Genomic DNA, 20143 nt, shown 5'->3' with positions numbered 1-20143 from the left:
TGAAAAGGAGTGTTATTTTTATTTCTGTTGTTAACAGAAGTACCCGCAGTAACGGAGCGCGTCGGTCGTGCAACTGAAGTATGCTGACATAACAATGAAAACTGCGTGGGGTGCGCTACCTGCCGCCAGGAAAAGCCGCGCACTGCTGCGNGTGGGGTGCGCTACCTGCCGCCAGGAAAAGCCGCGCACTGCTGCGCGGCTCAGATTGTTGACAAAGAAGGAAAAAACGGGGTTTTTCCTTCTTTGTGGTAAGCAGGCGAAAATCAATGTATTGATTTTCCGTATTTTTTCTTGTGTTTCATCCATCCTGTCTGCGACAGGATGGGGTTTGTCAGCAGTCTCAGCCGCGCACTGCTGCGCGGCTGAACTACGTGTCGGACGAATACGGCCTGAAAAGCCTGTCAGCTATATCAGGAAAATTAAGCGGTTGATTTTCGCTGATTAACATCATTCTGGGCCGCGGCGCTGCCGGGCGGATTTTTCGTCAGGCGGCGATAAGTTGATTATCATCCAGGCCGGTATTGGCGCAACCTACCAGCGTGATGGAGCATTCGTCATTAAAAGAGATGTACAAATCGTTGTCCTTTGCGGTGACGTATTGCCACAGGCTATTTTGATCCTCAATGAGCGAATTGCCCATAAAAACCAGTTTATCGTCGGTGCTGAAGTTATAGATGGTGTCGTGGCCGAAATCTTCACCAAAAACCATCACGATATCCTTGCCGCCGTTGGTATAGATAATGTCGTCGCCCTGGCCGGCGGCAAATACCTCATTGCTGAGGGTGCCAACCAGTGTATCATTCCCTTCATAGCCAAAAAGGAAGCCGCTTTGATTGCCCTGTGTTAAGGTGCCGGCGACGTATGAATCACTATCCAGGCTTGCCTGTGCGGTGTTATCCCAGGCTTTAAAACCGGATTTGCCTTCATAAGTAAAAGCAATACCGTCCCGGGTGACCGTACCGTTAATTTCATTCCAGCCGATACCGAACCAACCGTGATAACCGCCTACAATTTGCTCAACGCTGTTAAGTATAGATACGTTGCCATCCCTGTCGCGCGCCCAAAGGTTGCCGTTACTGTCCTGTGTCCAGGACCAGAAATCGAACTGTGTCTGAGTATCAAAGGTATCGTTGCCTTCGCCGCCTGAGATAAAATTATAGCCGCCAGTATCGCGGAAGGTGTCGTCGCCGGCGTTGCCTTCCAGATAATCGATTCCTCTGCCGCCTTTGATAAGATCGTCCTTATCGGTTCCTACTATAAATGTCGGCCCTTCGTGCGGGCGAGCAAAATAATTAAGATCCTGCACCCAGGTACTGGCGCGCATTTCATCAGAGAGGCTGGCCACAATGATCGTTGAGTTCAGATTGGTGTAACCATAATATTCTGAATCCAGGATAGCATTCATGGTTTTTTCATACCATAACGGAGCATGGCCATTTTCCCAGAACCCAAAGTTTAAAATGCTATATATATTGTAGTGCGCGTAAAAATCATTAAATGAAACCAGATTATTCGTGCAGGTTTCCAGGGGCTTATCATGAATGAACAGGGATTCCGACGTCAGGCTGTCATTTTCCGCGAGGCGATAAACCGGATCGTTCTCAAGGCCGAAGTTCAGCACCTTATCGTCCAGATTGTTCTGCGTTGGCGAGGCGAGCGCGATATAGGCCGAATCTTCAAAGAAACCGCCCCATTTACCCAGCGCAGAGCCAGACGCCATTGAGTTTACGCAAAGGCCGCCCTGGCTGTGGCCAGAGATAATCATATCTTTACCGGTAAGGCCGTTTTCAGTGGCAAAGTTGACAATATCATTCAGCAATCCATTAAATGCGTGATAGATATAGCTGTGAATGGCATTTTCTGGCCCCAGAATATCAAGGCCATAAGTAAGCATGTCGCTGAGTGTATTCAGAAAAAGATTAGGATCGTCTGGCGAACCACTGGTGCCCCAGAAGCTCAGCCCAATATTCGTCAGCTTGCCCTGCTCATCATATTTGCCCAGTACGCTAACCTGTACGCCCCAGTTTACGAATAACTCGCCGTGATAGGTATGGTCAAAATCGGTATAATTAGTGCCGCTATAGCTGATCTCTTCCGGTTTAAGCATGCGCCAGGCGCCGTCCGGATTATAGGTTTCAGGCGTGCTGTCCATTTCCTCCGACAGGCCCAGCCCGTCGTACATAAAGTGATTAATCGCCATAACGTCCGTCATTAGCGACTTAGTGTCAAAATCGCGATAGGTGAGTATTCCCATGGTCCTTTTCCTTTTGGAATTAAATAAATATAAAGTTTGTACTTATTGTTTTTTTGGTGGTGAAAGCGATTTTATTAACTAAAGTAGCGGTCTATCTTTTTGAGTTCCTCCTGGGTTAAGCGCCCGGCGTGATAATGGAGCATCAGCCATGAGCGGATGTAGTTATATTTTTCGGTAATTAAGTCCTTACGCGCGCTGAAAAGCTGTTGCCGGGCATTAAGTATGTCCAGATTGACTCGCTGACCTGCGACGACGCCTTTTTGCGTGGCATTGAGCTGGAGTTGAGCGGCTTCAACGGCCAGGCTATAAGCCCGTAGCCTGGCGGCTGCGCCTGCGCTCTGTTTCCAGGCTTTATACAGCTCGTTGCTGGTGCTGCGTAGGGTGTTTTCCAGTTCATACTGACTGCGGCCAAGTTCAGCCCCTGCCTGTCGGCGGGCTGCGTTGGTGCGCCCGCCGGCATACAGCGACATGCTGACCTGTATGCCGACGCTGGTCGTGTCGTAATGCCGGTCGATACTGGTATCCGTTGCCGAATGACTTAACGCGCGTGAGGCATAAACGCTAACCTGGGGTAAATACTCTGCCTTTTGCGCTGACAGGTTATAACGTGATTGTTCAACCTGATGTCTGGCGTTGGAAACGGAAGCATTGTTTGTCAGCGCTAGCTTTTGCCAGTCTTCATAACTTGTCGGCAGTAATGGGAGTGGCGTGAAGCGGTCTGTCACTTCTGTTTTTAACTGAGACAGACGCGTCAGCGGGTGACCTACAACAGCGGCCAGCGCCCGGCGGGCAACGTCCAGTTCGTCCTGGCAGGCGAGCGTTTCCGTTTCAGCTATTCTCAGGCGCGTTTCGGTTTCCAGCACTTCTGTGCGCGTGCCTTCGCCGGTTGCGAGCAGGCGTGTATTCACTTTAAGCTGCTCGCGTAACGCCGCCTCGCTGTGACTGGCAAGTTCCCGTTTTTGTATGGCCAGACTCAAATCGAGATAGAGATTAACCGTGCGCACGGCAAGCTCCATCTCTTTATCACGCAGGCGCGCGTCGGCCATATAGCCCTGCTCAACGGCGGCACGGTAGCGTGACCATGCGCCGTAGTCAAAAACAGGCTGCGTAACGCCGATGGAGCCGTTATAGCTGTCGTAATGACGAACGCCAGTCGTTGTACGGGCGCGCCCGCTTGCCGTTGTCTGCGGTTCTTCCCTGATTTGCTTGTTGTATGGCGCATTCTGATAATTCAGGCGCACCTGCGGCAGCATTTCCGAACGGGCGATATTTTTACTCTGGCTATCAGCCTGCCACGCTTTTTGCGCTGCAAGCCAGGCGGGATCCTGCTCCAGCGCCATAGCGTAAAGCTCTTTTACGCCGACCCTGGGCTGCGCGACGGCAGGCGCAGGGGCGGCTGCAACGGCTGCCAGAAAAAGCAGCCATCCGCGCATCCTGTGTGACATTTTACTCCTCCGTGAGCGCCGTACTGGCCCGGTCGATAACGGGTTTAAACAGGTAGTTCAGTAGCGAACGTGTACCGGTACGGATCAAAATTTCTACCGGCATGCCGGGGCGGATCGTGTGATGTGACAGCAGCGCTTTACCTTTCCCGGTCGCCTCTACCTGGATCTGATACCAGACTTCGCCGCTTGCCCTGTCCTCCAGGCGGTCTGCTGAAACGAGCGACACCCGTCCAGGAATAACCGGCGTATCGTTTTGGTTGAAAGCGCTGAAGATCATGTTGACCTCAAGCCCCGGGTGCACTTTATCAATAAGGTGAGCAGGAAGTTTGGCATCCACTATCAGCGGGGCATTGACGGGGACGATTTCCATTAGCCTGTCGCTGGGGGTAACCGTATTGCCTGCGTTAAACACAGTAATGCCGATAACGCGCCCTGCCGTGGGCGCTGTGATGGCGGTATGCTGTAATTCAAACTGCGCCGTGTGCAGTTCGCTACGGTAATTGCTTAATGTCGTCTGCGTTTCGGCCAGTTGGCTTTGTATTTCCTGCTGATTGCTGGTAACTAAATGCTGAATGCGCTTTTGCAGCTCCGCCTTATGCTTTCTGGCCTGGCCTGCTTCGCCGCTCATTTGTTCGATTTGGCTTAATATGTCTGACTGCTGGCGCTCAAGCTCCAGCCAGCGGTTGCGTGGTAAAAAACCTTCTTCCATCAGTTCCCGCATGCCGCTGAGCTGACGCGCAAGACTGGCGCTGCTTTGGCGCTTTTGCGCCAGGGCGCCCGATAGCCCCCTGAGTTGGGCATCAATGCCGGCAAGGGTTTGCTCGTTGGCGGCAATTTCGTTTTTTAGCGTCTGGGTTCTGGCGATAAACAGTGAACGCTGCAGGGCCATTAGCGGCTCCGCTTCGGCGGCAAACTCCGGCTCCGAGAGCGTCGGTGGAAACACGGGCCCGACCAGGCCGTCACGTTCGGCAAGTAGCCGGGCTTCGGTGGCCAGGGCGGAGATATAGCTGGTGCGCAACCGGTTATATTTTGCCTGTGCGAGAACGCGATCAAGCTCTATCAGCGTATCGCCTGCCTCAACCAGGTCGCCTTCTTTCACGCGGATACTGGCAACCATGCCGCTGACGGGCGCCTGCACGACTTTTCTGTTTCCGGTGACGATAACGGTGCCGGTTGCCGGTACGCCTTTATCAAGCGGCGCCAGCGCAGCCCAAACCAGCAGCCCAAAAAAACCGATACCGGCAACTATCCAGCCGAGGCGTAAATAATGCTTCTCGTTGGCCGTGCGCCCTGACGGTATGTTTTCCTGAAGTGACGACATTATTCATTCCTTGATTATGGTCATAGGTTACGGCGCGGGAGCGCCTGCAGCCTGTTTTTCCCCTTCGCCGTTCGCCGCGGCGGGTTTTTTATCCGCAGTATTCGCCGCCAGTATTTGCTGCGTTGGGCCATACTGCGCAACGGTTCCTTTTGCCAACACCAGCAGCTTGTTTGTGGCGTAGAGCATGGTCTTACGGTGTGTAATCAGTACGACAGTGACCTTTTGCTGCTTTAGCTTTGCAAGCGTTTGCATAAGCGCGCTAAGCCCTGCGTCGTCAAGGCTTGCGTCCGGCTCATCCAGCACCACCAGTCGGGGGGTGTCGTACAGCGCGCGCGCAAGCGCGATGCGCTGCTTTTGGCCGCCGGACAAGCCTGCGCCTTCATCGCCAAGCAGGGTGTCGTAGCCGGCGGGCAGATGGAGGATCATTTCGTGTACGCCTGCCATGCGGGCGGCGTCGATCACTTTCTGCGGGTTCGGCTGGCGAAAGCGGGCGATATTCTGGGCGACGGTGCCGGCAATGAGCCCGCACTCCTGCGGCAACCACCCGAGATAGGGGCCGAGTTCCTGCTTCGGCCACTGGCGAATATCTGCGTTATCCAGGCGCACAATACCTTCGCTGAGCGGCCAGATACCCAACAGCAGGCGTGCAAGCGTGCTTTTTCCACAGCCGCTATGTCCGACCACGCCGAGGATATCGCCTGGCGTCAGGGAAAATGAAACCTGTTTGAGCAACTGACGTTCACGATCGCCAGGCGCAGATGCGCTGATTTTTTCCACGCTAAGGTATCCCTGCGGCGGCGTAAGGCTAAGGGCAGAGGTGGGCGGAGGGTTATCGGTAAGCAGGCGATGCGTGCGCTCCAGCGCCCCCCGGGCGCTTTTCCATTGCTTCCAGACGCCGATAACCTGTTCAATGGGCGAAAGCGCCCGCGAAAGCAATATGGAGCCGGCAATCATCATTCCCGGCGTCATCTGACCTTCAATAACAAGCAGTGCGCCAAGACCGAGTATCATTGACTGCAGCGTCATGCGGATAAATCGCGTGCCTGATGAGATAGCGGTATTGCTGGCGCTGGCCTGCTGCTGGTGGTCAATAAAGGATTTTTGTACTGTTTGCCAGCGTTGACGCAGCGCCTCAGACATACCCATTGCTTCAATCACGTCGGCCTGACGAATGTACGAACTGGCCAGCCAGTTTGCTTTTCTGGCGTCGGTTGCGGCATCCTGTAGCGGTTTATGCGTGAGTTTTTCATTGACGATTGCCAGTGCCAGTAACATTACGGCGCCGACCAGTGAAAAAACGCCCAGCCAAACGTTAAACATAAAAATAATGAAGATATAAACAGGGAACCAGGGCGCATCAAAAAAAGAGAACAGGGCGTTGCCGGTTAAAAACTGACGCAGCGATGTGACGTCGCTTAATGCATTGCTGCCTGAAAGCTGAGGATGACTGAGGCGTTGTTGGTATTCCGCATTAAATACTGCTTCGCTGAGATCCCGATCGATTTCTTTACTGGCGTGAATGGCAATCATGCTGCGGATGTAGTCAAGTAATGCTGATACGCAAAAAATAACAATAATTATAATGCTCAGCATGAGTAAGGTTATTTCATTGCGTGACTGGAGAACGCGGTCATAAACCTGCAACATATAAATACTGGGTGCGATTGCCAGTATGTTGATAACAGAAGAGAAAAATGCAATACCCCACAGCGTATTTTTACGCTTTTTTATTATGTCGCGCAAAAGCAACGTCCATGTCTGCGGCATGTGTAACCTCCTGTTTGCAGATAGCAATATAACAGCGCTGAGCCATCAGCGCAGCCTCAGTTAATTAAAAGCAGTGTCTGTTTTTCTGACGTTAAAGTGTGCGGTATTTAAGCCGGGCTTTTACTTAAATAGGGTATCGAGGGTGCGTACCTTAACTGATTTTGTAAAATAATACTATTTCATTCCTGCCTGTGTAATTAACTCTTTTGGAGTGCCCTTTGTGTTAAGGAAGGAAAATTTGCCTATAACAAAAAAGATGAAATGCTAAGATTATCTGAAGTGTGTGAGGAGACGTCATTAACAGAAGAAGCTTCCTCTGATCCGTTGGAATAAACAATCTAATGATAATACAGCCGGTTGTAGGGTTAAATTAACATAGAACGCGAGGCGATGAGTTAAATAGAAAATTAGTAATACTGATAAATAAGTTAAAAAGTACTGGCCGGATAGACGGCCAGTAGCGGGAGAGTGAACAGGATTCAGTGTTGCCGTAGATGTAAATCGAGCAGTGTTTTGCTGGGTTCGCCGCCTATTTCACGCGTAAGTCTGGGGACAAGGTAGCCTGAAACCCGCGACATCAGGTCGCGCATAATCTGGCGCGCTTCATCATCGCTTACCAGAAAATGGGCCGCGCCCTGCACTTTATCAAGCACGTGAAGATAATAAGGTTGTATGCCGGCGTCAAACAACGCATTGCTGAGCGCTGCCAGCGTTTGCGCGCTGTTATTGACGCCACGCAGCAAAACGCTCTGATTGAATAAGGTGACGCCAGCGCGCTTCAGGCATCGCATGGCGGTACGAAAGGCCTCGTCGATTTCGTTTGCATGATTAATATGATTGACCAATATCACCTGAAACCGGGACCGGGAAAGCCGCTCAACCAGCGCGTTGGTAATGCGCGCCGGGATAACAACCGGCAGGCGGCTGTGGATGCGCAGGCGTTTGATATGCGGCTGTGCTTCCAGAGCGGAAATTAGCCAGTCCAGCTCGCTATCTTTCGCCATCAGCGGATCGCCGCCTGAAAGAATAATTTCGTCCAGCTCTGCGTGGGCTGCGATGTAATCGATAGCCGTTTGCCAGTTTCGTCGATTGCCCTGGTTTTCCGCATACGGAAAGTGGCGGCGGAAACAGTAGCGGCAATTCACCGCGCAGCCGCCTTTAACCAGCAACAGCGCGCGATTATGGTATTTATGCAGCAGGCCCGGTACCGCATTTTGCTGCTCTTTCAGCGGGTCTGTGGTAAAACCCGGCGTGGCGATAAGCTCCTCTTGCGCCGTCAGCACCTGACGCAGCAGCGGATCGTCAGGATCGCCTTTTTTCATCCGGGCGGCGAATGCACGCGGTACGCGCAGGGCGAAAAGGCGGCGCGCTTCGCGTCCTGCAAGCAAATGCGGTCCTGCATCTATATTTAAAAAGCGCAACAGTTCGTCAGGATCGGTAATTACATCGGCAAGTTGCGACAACCAATCTTCTCTGGCGGGGGCGTTTAGAGTTACAATGTCTGCCATTTTTTTGGCTAGCTACCAGTTAACAATTTTCAGAGGGCCATTATGGCGACTTATTCTAGCAACGATTTTCGTTCCGGTCTTAAAATCATGTTGGACGGCGAGCCGTACGCGGTCGAGTCCAGCGAGTTTGTCAAGCCAGGCAAAGGCCAGGCGTTTGCACGCGTTAAGCTGCGCCGCCTGCTGACCGGCACCCGTCTCGAAAAGACCTTCAAATCCACGGATACCGCCGAAGGCGCTGATGTAATGGATATGAACCTGACTTACCTGTACAACGACGGTGAGTTCTGGCACTTCATGAACAACGAAACCTTCGAACAGCTAGCCGCAGATGCAAAAGCTATCGGTGATAACAGCAAATGGTTACTGGAGCAGGCTGAATGCATCGTAACGCTGTGGAACGGCAACCCCATTGCCGTGACCCCGCCGAACTTTGTTGAACTGGAAGTCGTGGATACCGATCCCGGCCTGAAAGGCGATACCGCAGGCACCGGCGGCAAGCCGGCAACGCTCAGCTCCGGCGCTGTGGTAAAAGTCCCGCTGTTTGTACAGATTGGTGAAGTGATCAAAGTAGATACCCGCTCCGGCGAGTACGTTTCGCGCGTTAAATAAATACGCCCGCTATGACGGCGTGGCAGGCCTGCCACGCCGTTTTTACTTCCGTTTTCTCTTTTCCTCGCTTGTGCTGGCACGCCTCTGTTTACTCAAAATTGTGGATGTAATCTTTTGAGTTTTCAGGCGCTTTATGAAAAAAAAACGCGCCGAAGCACGACTGGCGCAATATTGGCTATGCTTTATGTGGCTGTTCCACATAACTAACTTTGGCAATAAAAGGAAAAGTTTATGGTCAAGAAAACAATTGCGGCGTTCTTTTCTCTCCTGGTGCTGTCTTGCGCGCTTACCGCTTGTAATACCACTCGCGGCGTGGGTGAAGATATTTCCAGCGGCGGTTCGGCAATCTCTGGCGCCGCAACCCGCGCGCAACAGTAAATAACACCAGGCGGTACGGCTGTGTTTTGCCGTACCGCTGCGCCCTTTTTCAGACAGGTATTGAAAAAAAACGCCGTACAGGCAAAATAACGCCTCTCACCTGACCCTGTGGGACGACCCGCAGGCGTATCTTAATTATGGGGACGGCCCCTTTATTCGGGAATCCGTTATGTCCTGGTTTGTGCTTCTTATCGCTGGTTTACTTGAGGTCGTCTGGGCCGTTGGCCTGAAATATACCCACGGTTTCAGCCGCCTGGCGCCGAGCGTTGTGACCATTGCGGCAATGGTAGCCAGCATGGCGCTGCTCGCCTGGGCGATGAAAACGCTGCCGGTGGGTACGGCCTATGCGGTGTGGACCGGTATTGGCGCCGTTGGCGCAGCCGTTGCCGGTATTGTGTTGTTGGGAGAATCAGCAAGCCCGATGCGCATTGCCAGCCTGCTGTTTATTGTGGCGGGGATAATTGGCCTGAAGCTCAGCGCTCACTAGCCGAAGGCGGTTGCTTTATCCAACGTAGCTGGCTGACATCAAAGCCCTGTCGTTGCGCCTGTTGTACCAGCGCGTTGCGGGTTTGCGCGTCAAGTCTGGGCGAGCGCGACAAGATCCACAGCCAGCTACGGTTCGGGCCGCATACCAGCGCGTGCTGGTAGTGCTTATCCAGCGCAATAACGTTATACCCGCCCCAGAACGGGCCGAAGAAAGAGACTTTCAGCGCAGCATGCCGCGTTGAGCCGGTAAAGCGAGCAGTGCCTTCGCTCTCTTTCCAGCGCTGGCGGGCAGGATCGTAGCCGCGGTTAAGCACGCGGATATCCCCATCCTCTTTCAGGCTGTAAGTGGCGGTTACCTGCTCCAGATTTTTTTCGAAGCGGTTATCCAGACGCGCAATTTCATACCAGGTGCCGAGGTAACGCTTTACGTTGAAGTTTTTTACCACGCTTACGTTTTTCGGCGCAGTAGGTGTACGGCATGCCACGAGCAGGCAGGCTGCCGCAACCGCAGCGAGGGGCCACAGGCGCATAAGAACTCCTTATTATCGGGGTTCTGAAAGTGTAGCCTGGTAGAGGGAGGCGAGAGAAAAACGGCCGCAGACGCGCCCCGGATTGATGACAAAGCAGGCAAAAATACGGTTTGCCCGCTTTGTGCGTTTCAGGCGTAAATTAATGGCATAACAGGCCCGGCCTGCCGGACGGTTCTTTACCGCTACAGGGCGCAGGCGCGCGCCCTGCGACTATACAGTAATCACGCCGATGAGCGTAACGACGGTCAGAATCGACGCCAGCCCGTAGAACACCCATTTGCCGGACGGCACGTGGATTTTCAGATCGTGCATAGCGTGGTGGATACGGTGCAGCCCGCACCACAGCGGGAGTACGATCGTCAAAAACAGGAAAAGGCGGCCGATGCCGCTCTGGATAAAGGCGAGGATGCGCTCATAGCCCAGCGCCTCGCCGGGAAACAGCCCCAGCGGCAGCAGAATGCCTGTCAGCAGTATGACCACTGGCGCGACGATCGCGCTCCACATACCGCCCGCGCCGAACAGCCCCCAGAATACCGGTTCACTGGAACGTTTTGGGTTTGCGTTAATCATGGCGTCTCCTTACCAGAACAGGGCAACAAACAGAATAATAATCGTCACAGCAAGCGTGACGCCCCACAGTCCTTTAATTACCGGACCCGGCCCGGCTTTCTCGTCTTTAATCACAATATTGGCCGCTTTGGGCGCCAGTTCGAACCAGGTTTTGGTGTGCAAAAGCGCCGCTGCCAGGGTGATTAAATTCAGGATAACGACAATGGGGTTTTGCAGAAAACCGACGAACCCGGCCCAGGTTTCGGGGCCATTTTTCAGCGCGAACAGGCCGAAAATCAGCACAATGCTGAACCAGACGGCCGGGATCGCCGTGCTTTCACGCAACATATAAAAGCGATAGTAGCCAAGCTTTTGCCACCAGTTTGCCTGCATGGTTCGCACATAAGGCTTACGTTTTGTGATCATTGCGCGCTCCTTTAGCGTGGCTTCAACGTAGCAATCAGAAAATCTTTCGAGCTTTCCACTTTCCCCTGCTGGATAGCGGCAGCCGGATCGACGTGTTTTGGGCACACTTCGGAACAGAAGCCGACAAAGGTACAGCTCCATACGCCGTTTTGCCCGTTGAGCTGCGCCATGCGCGCCTGCTTGCCGCGATCCCGGCTATCCAGGTTATAGCGATGGGCCAGAGTGATGGCCGCGGGGCCAATAAATTCCGGATTTAAACCAAACTGGGGACAGGCCGCATAGCACAGCCCGCAGTTGATGCAGCCGGAGAATTGATGATACTTCGCCATTTGCGCGGGAGTTTGTTTATTCGGTCCCCGATCCGGGGTGCGCGGGTTGCCGATAATATACGGCTTGATCGCCTCCAGGCTTTCGATAAAGTGCGTCATATCCACGACCAGATCGCGCTCAATCGGGAAATTGGCCAGCGCTTCAACTTTCATGCCGTTTGGATAATCACGCAGGAAGGTTTTACAGGCAAGCTTTGGCACCTTGTTTACCATCATGCCGCAGGAGCCGCAGATGGCCATGCGGCATGACCAGCGGTAACTCAGATCCGGCGCAAGGTTATCTTTGATATAACCCAGCGCGTCCAGCAGTGAAGTTTGTTCATCCCACGGCACCGGGTAAAATGCGCTGTGCGGTGCATTGTCTGTTTGCGGGTTATAGCGCACGATTTCGATTTTCATCTGCTGCATTTCAGCCATTCGCCGTCTCCTTCTTCTCTGTCGCTTCGGCTTCTGCGCCGTATACGCGTTTGGCTGGCGCAAGCGTCGTAATTTTTACGTCGCTGTATGTCAGATGGATGGTTCCGTCTGCCCTGCGACAGGCCAGGGTATGTTTGAGGAAATGGACGTCGTCACGTTCGGTACAGCCTTCATCCAGGCGCTGGTGCGCGCCGCGCGACTCTTTACGCGCCATTGCAGAGTGTGCCATGCATTCAGCCACGTTCAGGCCGTGACCCAGTTCAATGGCGTAGAGCAGGTCGGTATTAAAGACGCTGGCGTTATCGTTGATGCGTACGCGTTTGTAGCGTTCCTGGAGTTCGGCCAGCTTATCAATGGTTTTTTGCATCAATTCCGGCGTGCGGTAGATACCGCAGCCTTCCTCCATTGACATGCCCATTTCGTCGCGGATTTTAGCCCAGCTTTCATTGCCTTCCTGCTGCGCCAGCGCTTTCAGGCGCTTTTCCACATCCGCAGCCTGGGCGTTGAGCGCCGCATCGTTGGCTTCAGGCGTCTGGCCTGCGCGCTCGACGGCCTGCTCGCCCGCCAGGCGGCCAAACACCACCAGCTCCGCCAGTGAGTTCGAGCCCAGGCGGTTTGCGCCATGCAGGCCCACGGAAGAGCACTCGCCCACAGCGAACAGGCCCCGAATGCGGGTTTCACACAGTGGATTGGTTTCAATGCCGCCCATTGTATAGTGCGCGGTGGGGCGAACCGGAATCGGTTCTTTTACCGGATCGACGCCGACATAAGCCTTTGCCAGTTCGCAAATGAACGGAAGGCGCTCCAGCAGTTTCTTTTCACCCAGATGGCGCAGATCGAGATGGACCACATCACCGCGTGGCGTAGAGATAGTGCGCCCTTTACGCCACTCGTGCCAGAAGGCCTGAGAGACCTTATCGCGCGGCCCCAGTTCCATATACTTATTTTTCGGCGCGCCGGGTGGCGTTTCCGGCCCCATGCCGTAGTCCTGTAGGTAGCGATAACCTTCTTTATTAACCAGGATGCCGCCTTCGCCGCGGCAGCCTTCGGTCATCAGAATGCCAGAGCCAGGCAGGCCGGTCGGGTGATATTGCACAAATTCCATATCGCGCAGCGGCACGCCGTGATTGAGCGCAATGCCCATACCATCGCCGGTTACGATACCGCCGTTGGTGTTATAGCGATAAACGCGGCCTGCGCCGCCTGTCGCCATGACTACCGCACCGGCGCGAATCTGCACCAGCGTACCTTCCATCATGTTCATCGCCACCAGGCCACGGGCCTGGCCGTCGTCTTCGAGAATGTCGAGCACAAAATGCTCATCAAAGCGTTGAATCTGTGGAAACTGAAGGGAGGTTTGAAACAGGGTGTGCAGCATATGGAAGCCGGTCTTATCTGCGGCAAACCAGGTGCGTTCAATTTTCATGCCGCCGAAGCGGCGCACGTTGACGGAACCATCCGCGCGGCGGCTCCAGGGGCAGCCCCACTGCTCAAGCTGCGTCATCTCCGTGGGGCAGTGATGCACAAAGTAATCCACAACATCCTGCTCGCATAACCAGTCGCCGCCGGCCACGGTATCGTGGAAGTGATAATCAAAACTGTCGTGATCCTGCGCGACGGCGGCGGACCCGCCTTCAGCGGCAACGGTGTGGCTTCGCATCGGGTAAACTTTTGATATCAGAGCAACTTTAGCCTGTGGGTTCGCCTGGGCGGCTGCAATCGCGGCTCGCAGCCCAGCCCCCCCGGCCCCTACAATAGCGATATCGGCTTGAAAGGTTTGCACGACATTCCTCCAGATAATGTTTTGATTAGCAGCCACACTTCAGAGCCGAACGTTATATAGCCATTCTTCTGGCCGCAGATGCGTCGCTGAATTTAGGGTTTGGTACATTGCGTAACCACGGTCACTGGCGTTCAAATCGTTTGTTCAATTTGACGCACTAAACGTTTCACATTGTTGCTCTGATATTCCATGCGCCTGTTGCGTTCTTATTTGAACGATTCGGAGATAGCCCACTCTTCGGATGGCAGGTAATGCAAAAGCGTTTTCTTCTGCCCCTTTGTGGGTATGGCAGTATAACCTTGTGAGTGGCGGTGAAAATTGATGTGTTCGATTTTTTCAGGAATTGATGTTGATTCGTCACAAATTTTGATAAAGCAGCCGGCGTTTTTGCTCCGATGGTCGGTGACGAAAAAGCGCTGCGCAAAATTTGTCTCGCCTGGACGTTGCGGGTAGACTCTGCGCCTTATTTATATCTGGAGAGTTCCTTATGAGCGAAACGGCAAGCTGGCAGCCGAGCGCCTCCATCCCCACATTATTGAAACGTGCCGCGATACTGGCGGAAATTCGCCGCTTCTTTACTGAGCGCGGCGTACTGGAAGTGGAAACGCCCTGCATGAGCCAGGCTACCGTAACCGACATTCACCTGACGGCATTTGAAACGCGTCTTGTGGCTCCTGGCTATGGGCAGGGCGTGCCGCTGTGGCTGATGACCAGTCCGGAATACCATATGAAGCGCCTGCTGGCGGCAGGCAGCGGACCTGTTTATCAGCTATGCCGCAGCTTTCGTAACGAAGAAAAAGGGCGCCATCATAACCCGGAATTTACCATGCTGGAATGGTATCGCCCCTGCTATGACATGTACCGCCTGATGAATGAGGTGGACGACCTGCTGCAACACATTCTGGAGTGCGAGGCGGCAGAGTCGCTTTCCTATCAACAGGCTTTCATGCGCTACCTTGATATTGATCCTCTTTGCGCCGATAAAACACAGTTGCGCGAAGCGGCAGCGAAGCTTGATCTGAGCAATATTGCGGATGCGGAAGAAGATCGCGATACGCTACTTCAGCTTTTGTTTACGATGGGCGTGGAGCCGCAAATTGGTAAAGAGCGCCCGGCGTTTGTTTATCACTTTCCGGCCAGCCAGGCGTCACTGGCGCGGATCAGCATGGAAGATCATCGTGTGGCGGAGCGTTTTGAGGTTTATTTCAAAGGTATTGAGCTGGCCAACGGTTTTCATGAGTTGGCTGATGCGGATGAACAACGCCAGCGTTTTGAGAAAGATAACCGTAACCGCGCCGCTTGCGGGCTGCCGCAGCGCCCCGTTGACCTAAATTTGCTTGCGGCGCTGGAAGCCGGGTTGCCGGACTGCTCTGGCGTGGCGCTGGGCGTCGATCGTCTGATCATGCTTGCGCTGAAGGCGGAAAGCCTTGAAGAGGTTATGGCTTTTACGGTCGATCGCGCCTGATTTAGCGATGCGATCGTTCTCTTTTTCATACCTTCGCCTTATCTTTTCCTGCCCGGAGAATTTACGCGGCAGGAAAGGGCGCAAACTAACGGCTGCTGCCCGCTGGCGTTGGTTTTATAGCCTGTAGAAAGCCCGACTCCTGAGGCCGTGGCGCAGGCTTTGATGGCAAATGGCTGCGCCCCTTTGCTTACGGGAAAAGGCGCTTTATATTCCGCCCTCGCTTTTGCGACCGGCTGAGCGTAACGTTGCGGATCTGTTGGCGGGCCTTTCCAGACGCATCTGGAACGGGGGGAACGGCATGTCAATGCCATGTTCACGAAAGCCCTGCAATATGAGCTGATGCAGTTCATGGCGTAGCGGCATACGGTGCCCCATCTCGGCGGCGTAAATACGCAGTTCAAAAAGCTGAATGCCCTGTTGTAAATCCACCAAAAACGCTTCCGGATTGGGCATTTCCAGCACATAAGAGCAGTTTCTCGCGGCCGTGAGAAGCACCTCGGTGACTTCTTTGCTGTCGGCTTCGGCGGGGGCGGGGATGGTGAGCACGATACGCGTCATGGTATCCGACAGTGACCAGTTGATAAACTGTTCGGTAATAAATGCCTGGTTTGGCACGATAATTTCCTTGCGATCCCAGTCGCTAATGGTTGTGGCGCGCGTGTTGATTTTTGTGATGCTGCCGGTCAGATCGCGTATTGTTACGGTATCCCCGATACGGATCGGTTTTTCAAATAAAATTATCAGGCCGGAAACGAAGTTAGCGAAGATTTGCTGCAAGCCAAAACCAAGCCCCACGCCGAGCGCCGCCACCAGCCATTGTAGCTTCGACCACTCAATGCCAATCATTGAAAACCCCATCAGGCCGCCAATGAGCATCAGAAGATATTTGGTGATGGTCGTAATGGCATAGCCGGTGCCTGGCGTCAGGTTAAGATGTTGCAATAGCGCCAGCTCCAGCAGCGCGGGTAAATTGCGTACAAGCTGGGCGGTGATAATAAACACCAGGATAGCGATCAATACCGCGCCAAGGGTGATAGGCTCGTTGATACTCTCTCCGCCCTGGCTGGTGGAGGTCACGTCCCATAGCGTGATATTTTCCAGAAAGCCAAAGGCGGAGTGAATTTCTGACCATAGCACTATCACGGAAACCAGCGCGATGAGCATCAGAATTGAGCGTACCAGACGAAGCGACTGAACGCTGATAGCATCCAGATCGACGACCGGCTCTTCAACTTCGCTACCGCCGTCGGTGCTGTGCTGATGGGCCGCGTCTTCTTCGCCGCGGGCACGTTGTGCGAGCATGTCCGCACGGCGCTGCCTGGCGCGATCGAATGCCAGCCGGCGGCGCTGGATAAGCATCCAGCGGCGAATAATATGGTACACCACCAGCAGGAAGAACCAGATAGCAACCGATGTTTCAAGCCTGGCCAGCAGCGCTTTGGCGGTAGCGAGGTAGCCTACCGAGGCGGCGAGCATGGCTAACAGCGGCGCGCCAGTCAACAGGTTCCATAGTATGCGGTTCAGGAGATTGTCATTGTTGCCTTCGCTATCGATATACAATGGAATACCGGCGCGCTTAAGGCTTAGCGTCACGATCGCCACAGCCCCGCAGATCAGCATAAAGCACAGACGCCCCAGCGAGGAAGAAAACTCCTGATCGTTGAGATTATCAAACATGATAAGCGCCATGATCAGCGGGACAATAAAACCCACGCTCATTATGTAATAGCGCATAGCCCGCGCCACCTGTTCACGCGGCCAGCCGAAATGGACCACAAACAGCCCGTCAGGACGAGCCAGCGTGGCGCAGATCATCACAACCCATAGCAGCGGTACCGTGGCCGTTACGCCGTTGCCGATGGCAACGGCAAGCGGATAGGGCCAGGCTTCACGCAGGCCGTGGCCGAGCGTCGCCCACAGTACCGGTAGCGGTAAGGCTACCAGCACCGACCAGAATACCGTACGTAGCGTTAGCCAGAAGTGATCCTGCGTGACCTTGCCCACCCGGGCGCTACAGCGTTCCAGAAAGGCGGTAAAGTGACGGCGGGAGCTGATGCTAACCCCCACCAGCAGCAGCGCGCCGAACAGCGGCAACAGCGTATCGCGGCTGGTTAGCATCATTGCTGTGGCTTTGCCAAGCTGGCTGAAGGTATTCAAAGACAGCAGGCGGCGTAAATCCTGCACGATTTGCAGCGGCCAGGAAAGCCCAATAGCGCTGACGTCAGACGTCCAGAACAGGTAGCGATGCGTGGCTTCGTTAATCTCCCGGAGCGCTTCTTCAAGCTGACCGTTTCCCACCTTCAGCTTAGTGAGTTCCAGAATGAGGGTATCGCCGCCCTGGAGCAGTGAGTTGAGCAACTCGCGTTGCGTTTGCAACTGTGCTTCAAGTATCCGGTTTTGTTCTGCGGTGAGCATGTTGCCGTTTGCCTGGCGCACATGGCGTAGTTGGGCTTGTTTTCCTAACCGTTCCTCATAGCGCAGGCGCTGAACGCGCAACTGCGCCAGTTCAGTATCCAACTGCTGGGGTTTGGGCATCTCCGGCAGGCGCGCGACCTGCGCGCGCAGCGCTTCGCCAAGCACGTTTGAAACGCCGAGCCACTGTGACTGTTCGCGCAGGGTATTCAGCGCCTGGCGCACTTGCATAGTCTGCCGGGCTGCCTGACGTTGTTGGGACGCGACGAGGTCCATGCGCTGCGCCTGCTGGTTTAGCGCCTGCGATAACTCACGGTTAACGCGAAATTGCGCCACAATATCCGGCGGCAGGTTGGCGCTGTTTTCCGCCATCATTTCCGTGGATTCCAGCGCCTGTTCGGCCTCGCGCTGGCGCAGGTTATTAAGTTGATTGCGCAGGGACTGTAAATAAGCGTCAAGCTGGCTGGCCTGCTTTTGCGCCAGCTCAGCGCGCAGCCGCGCCAGCTCCTGGCGGTTGCTGGCGGATAGCTGGGCCAGCTCAAGTTCATCAACCTGAGATTTCAGGCGCGCGGCTTCGGCCTGGTTTGCCTGAAGTTGAGCAATGGCCAGCGGCGTGCTGCCGCTCTGCTGGGCGGCGATACGGCGCTCCAGCTCGTTAAGCTGGCGGCGGGCGTCGGTCTGTTGCTGCGGTAGCTGGCTAAGGGAGTCGGTAATTTCCCGGTTGCGCTCCTGTTCCAACTGTAACTGGCGGCCTTTATCAAGCAGTTGACTACTGGTTTGCAGTATCTCCTGATTAAGCACCTCAGCAGACTGGCTGCCGGTGTACTGGCGCGGAGCGTCGCTGAGGTTATTTAACTGCTGGCGCAGCGTTTGGGAAAGCCGGGGAAAGTTATCAATAACTTTCTGATACTGAGCGGCGCGCTCCAGCGAGGCCTGACGTTCTTCCAGAGACTTTAGCGCGCTTTCCAGCGCAGTAATAATTTCAACCTGCCCGGGCTGGTTTTTTGCCTCTTTAGCCTGCTGTAGATCCCGGGCTAATTGCCCGGCATCAGGCACGGAAGCGGCGTGCGCCCCCAGGCTGAGGCTTATTGCCAACAGCAACATTAATATCAGGCGCACGTCGCGTTACCTTTGGTGAGACTTGCTTAGCGGTCTTTTTTGTTGTCTGGCGCGCGGCTATCGCTGCGCTGAGCGGTTTGCTCATCGCTTGTCGATGCGTCCGGCGCCTGGGCGGGCGCGCAAGCGCTACCTTTCACGGCTTTTGCAGCGTCCTGCTCAGCGTGAGGCTTTGCGGCCCTCTTCGCCTTTGGCTTTTCTGCCTGTGCGGCAGCGGCGGGAGCTTGCCCGGCGCTGTCGTGCTCCGCTGCTTTGGGCATTGTGCCGGCAGGCAACGGCTGCGCGGCTTCGTTATGCTCCTGAGCCTGCGCAGCTTCAGCCGTTACGCCGGTGTTTTCGACGTCCTGAGCGAAGCGGTCTGCGTCGGCTGCTTTGGCGTCTTCGGCTGCTTTGGCCATCTGAACGGAAATGGCCAGCGGCTGGCCGAGACGGGTTACGGACAGGCTTTGTAACTGTTCAGTTAGCTTAACGCGACCGGGAGCAAACAGGTTAATAACGGTTGAGCCGAGCTTAAATCGGCCCATCTCCTGGCCTTTAAGCAGAGCAATGCAGTCTTCGCTCTCTCCGCCTGGCCATGTCCAGCGTTTAATAATGCCTTCGCGCGGTGGCGTGACGGTGCCGGCCCATACGGTTTCGATGCTGCCGACAATTGTCGCCCCGACAAGAATCTGCGCCATCGGACCAAATTCTGTATCAAACAGGCAGATAACGCGTTCGTTACGCGCGAAAAGGTTCGGCACATTTTGTGCGGTGAAATGGTTGACCGAAAAGAGGTCGCCCGGCACATAAATCATTTCACGCAGGATACCGTTGCACGGCATATGCACGCGGTGGTAATCGCGTGGAGACAGGTAGGTTGTGGCGAAACAGCCGTCGCGAAACAGCGCCGCCATCTGATAGTTGCCGGCCAGCAGCGCTTCCAGCGTGTAGTGATGCCCCTTAGCCTGTAGGATTTTATCCTGTTCAATAACGCCAAGCTGGCTGATAACGCCGTCTGCGGGCATAACCAGAGTGGCGGGATCGGTATCTACGGGACGTACGTCTTCGCGCAGCGGGCGTACGAAAAAGTCGTTAAAGGTGCGGTAGCTGGCGGTATCGGGCTTCTGCGCCTCTTTCATATCGACTTTATAACATTTCACAAACAGGTCGATAGCCAGTTTCGTCAGCCATCCGGCGCGTTTACTTGCTCCCCAGCCAGCCAGGCGAGTGAGCCACAGTTTAGGCAGAATGTATTGAAGCGAAAGCTTAATGTTGTTTAACAAGGTAGCCTCCAGGCCGGTGTTGTTGCCAGTCCTTACCCGAACAGGCGAGAGCCGGGTATTAAAAAAACAGTATGATGCTGAAATAT

Annotated in this window: 15 protein-coding genes and 1 pseudogene; 4 read left to right on the top strand and 12 right to left on the bottom strand. The window is 54.5% G+C overall.

Features of this window, described 5'->3' with window-relative positions; translation table 11 throughout:
* Window positions 1-484: 484 nt before the first annotated feature.
* The 5 genes from JJB97_RS11915 to epmB all read right to left on the bottom strand — a co-directional run bounded on the left by JJB97_RS11915 (window position 485) and on the right by epmB (window position 8295).
* Entirely contained in the window at window positions 485-2254 is a 1770-nt protein-coding gene (locus tag JJB97_RS11915; protein ID WP_238714221.1) for a polyurethane esterase, read from the bottom strand.
* A gap of 74 nt (window positions 2255-2328) precedes the next feature.
* Entirely contained in the window at window positions 2329-3699 is a 1371-nt protein-coding gene (locus tag JJB97_RS11910; protein WP_238714220.1) for a TolC family outer membrane protein, read from the bottom strand.
* A 1-nt stretch (window position 3700) separates the two neighbouring features.
* Entirely contained in the window at window positions 3701-5020 is a 1320-nt protein-coding gene (locus JJB97_RS11905) for an HlyD family type I secretion periplasmic adaptor subunit (protein WP_238714219.1), read from the bottom strand.
* Window positions 5021-5047: 27 nt separating this feature from the next.
* Window positions 5048-6787 (bottom strand): type I secretion system permease/ATPase, encoded by a 1740-nt coding sequence (locus JJB97_RS11900; protein WP_238714218.1) that lies wholly within the window; start codon window positions 6785-6787, stop codon window positions 5048-5050.
* Window positions 6788-7266: 479 nt separating this feature from the next.
* Window positions 7267-8295: an EF-P beta-lysylation protein EpmB gene (gene epmB, locus JJB97_RS11895; RefSeq protein ID WP_238714217.1), complete on the bottom strand. Its 1029-nt coding sequence runs from the start codon at window positions 8293-8295 to the stop codon at window positions 7267-7269.
* 42 nt (window positions 8296-8337) lie between these two features.
* On the opposite strand from epmB, the gene efp reads away from it, so the two are divergent.
* From efp to sugE, 3 genes are all read left to right on the top strand, one after another.
* Window positions 8338-8904 carry an elongation factor P gene (gene efp, locus JJB97_RS11890; protein ID WP_238714216.1) on the top strand — a complete coding sequence of 189 codons (567 nt, stop codon included), beginning with the start codon at window positions 8338-8340 and terminating at the stop codon, window positions 8902-8904.
* Between the two features lie 231 nt (window positions 8905-9135).
* The gene (gene ecnB / locus JJB97_RS11885; protein WP_238714215.1) at window positions 9136-9282 is read left to right on the top strand and encodes a lipoprotein toxin entericidin B; all 147 of its coding nucleotides are present in this window, start codon (window positions 9136-9138) and stop codon (window positions 9280-9282) included.
* A gap of 169 nt (window positions 9283-9451) precedes the next feature.
* Entirely contained in the window at window positions 9452-9769 is a 318-nt protein-coding gene (sugE, locus tag JJB97_RS11880; RefSeq protein WP_238714214.1) for a quaternary ammonium compound efflux SMR transporter SugE, read from the top strand.
* Here the strand turns inward: sugE and blc are convergent.
* The 5 genes from blc to frdA form a co-directional block, all read right to left on the bottom strand.
* Window positions 9756-10298: an outer membrane lipoprotein Blc gene (gene blc, locus JJB97_RS11875; protein WP_238714213.1), complete on the bottom strand. Its 543-nt coding sequence runs from the start codon at window positions 10296-10298 to the stop codon at window positions 9756-9758. The genes sugE and blc overlap by 14 nt on opposite strands.
* A gap of 210 nt (window positions 10299-10508) precedes the next feature.
* Window positions 10509-10868: a fumarate reductase subunit FrdD gene (gene frdD, locus JJB97_RS11870; RefSeq protein WP_238714212.1), complete on the bottom strand. Its 360-nt coding sequence runs from the start codon at window positions 10866-10868 to the stop codon at window positions 10509-10511.
* A gap of 9 nt (window positions 10869-10877) precedes the next feature.
* The gene (gene frdC, locus JJB97_RS11865; RefSeq protein ID WP_238714211.1) at window positions 10878-11273 is read right to left on the bottom strand and encodes a fumarate reductase subunit FrdC; all 396 of its coding nucleotides are present in this window, start codon (window positions 11271-11273) and stop codon (window positions 10878-10880) included.
* 11 nt (window positions 11274-11284) lie between these two features.
* The gene (locus tag JJB97_RS11860) at window positions 11285-12019 is read right to left on the bottom strand and encodes a succinate dehydrogenase/fumarate reductase iron-sulfur subunit (protein WP_238714210.1); all 735 of its coding nucleotides are present in this window, start codon (window positions 12017-12019) and stop codon (window positions 11285-11287) included.
* On the bottom strand, window positions 12012-13802 hold the full coding sequence (frdA, locus tag JJB97_RS11855; RefSeq protein WP_238714209.1) for a fumarate reductase (quinol) flavoprotein subunit: 1791 nt from the start codon (window positions 13800-13802) through the stop codon (window positions 12012-12014). The genes JJB97_RS11860 and frdA overlap by 8 nt, the downstream gene beginning before the upstream one ends.
* 487 nt (window positions 13803-14289) lie before the next feature.
* On the opposite strand from frdA, the gene epmA reads away from it, so the two are divergent.
* Window positions 14290-15267: an elongation factor P--(R)-beta-lysine ligase gene (gene epmA, locus JJB97_RS11850; RefSeq protein WP_238714208.1), complete on the top strand. Its 978-nt coding sequence runs from the start codon at window positions 14290-14292 to the stop codon at window positions 15265-15267.
* A 204-nt stretch (window positions 15268-15471) separates the two neighbouring features.
* Here the strand turns inward: epmA and mscM are convergent, their stop codons facing one another.
* Window positions 15472-18798 (bottom strand): miniconductance mechanosensitive channel MscM, encoded by a 3327-nt coding sequence (gene mscM, locus JJB97_RS11845; RefSeq protein ID WP_238714207.1) that lies wholly within the window; start codon window positions 18796-18798, stop codon window positions 15472-15474.
* 371 nt (window positions 18799-19169) lie between these two features.
* A pseudogene (asd, locus tag JJB97_RS11840) lies at window positions 19170-20057 on the bottom strand (archaetidylserine decarboxylase); the annotation flags it as partial.
* Between the last annotated feature and the right edge of the window lie 86 nt (window positions 20058-20143).

This window comes from Tenebrionibacter intestinalis (assembly GCF_016632365.1).
Lineage (GTDB): Bacteria > Pseudomonadota > Gammaproteobacteria > Enterobacterales > Enterobacteriaceae > Tenebrionibacter > Tenebrionibacter intestinalis.
This window is presented reverse-complemented; position numbering and strand designations above follow the sequence as displayed.

Coding starts and splice junctions, on each gene's coding strand:
- JJB97_RS11915 (WP_238714221.1), bottom strand. CDS start 2,254: ATGGGAATACTCACCTATCGCGATTTTGACACTAAGTCGCTAATGACG.
- JJB97_RS11910 (WP_238714220.1), bottom strand. CDS start 3,699: ATGTCACACAGGATGCGCGGATGGCTGCTTTTTCTGGCAGCCGTTGCA.
- JJB97_RS11905 (WP_238714219.1), bottom strand. CDS start 5,020: ATGTCGTCACTTCAGGAAAACATACCGTCAGGGCGCACGGCCAACGAG.
- JJB97_RS11900 (WP_238714218.1), bottom strand. CDS start 6,787: ATGCCGCAGACATGGACGTTGCTTTTGCGCGACATAATAAAAAAGCGT.
- epmB (WP_238714217.1), bottom strand. CDS start 8,295: ATGGCAGACATTGTAACTCTAAACGCCCCCGCCAGAGAAGATTGGTTG.
- efp (WP_238714216.1), top strand. CDS start 8,338: ATGGCGACTTATTCTAGCAACGATTTTCGTTCCGGTCTTAAAATCATG.
- ecnB (WP_238714215.1), top strand. CDS start 9,136: ATGGTCAAGAAAACAATTGCGGCGTTCTTTTCTCTCCTGGTGCTGTCT.
- sugE (WP_238714214.1), top strand. CDS start 9,452: ATGTCCTGGTTTGTGCTTCTTATCGCTGGTTTACTTGAGGTCGTCTGG.
- blc (WP_238714213.1), bottom strand. CDS start 10,298: ATGCGCCTGTGGCCCCTCGCTGCGGTTGCGGCAGCCTGCCTGCTCGTG.
- frdD (WP_238714212.1), bottom strand. CDS start 10,868: ATGATTAACGCAAACCCAAAACGTTCCAGTGAACCGGTATTCTGGGGG.
- frdC (WP_238714211.1), bottom strand. CDS start 11,273: ATGATCACAAAACGTAAGCCTTATGTGCGAACCATGCAGGCAAACTGG.
- JJB97_RS11860 (WP_238714210.1), bottom strand. CDS start 12,019: ATGGCTGAAATGCAGCAGATGAAAATCGAAATCGTGCGCTATAACCCG.
- epmA (WP_238714208.1), top strand. CDS start 14,290: ATGAGCGAAACGGCAAGCTGGCAGCCGAGCGCCTCCATCCCCACATTA.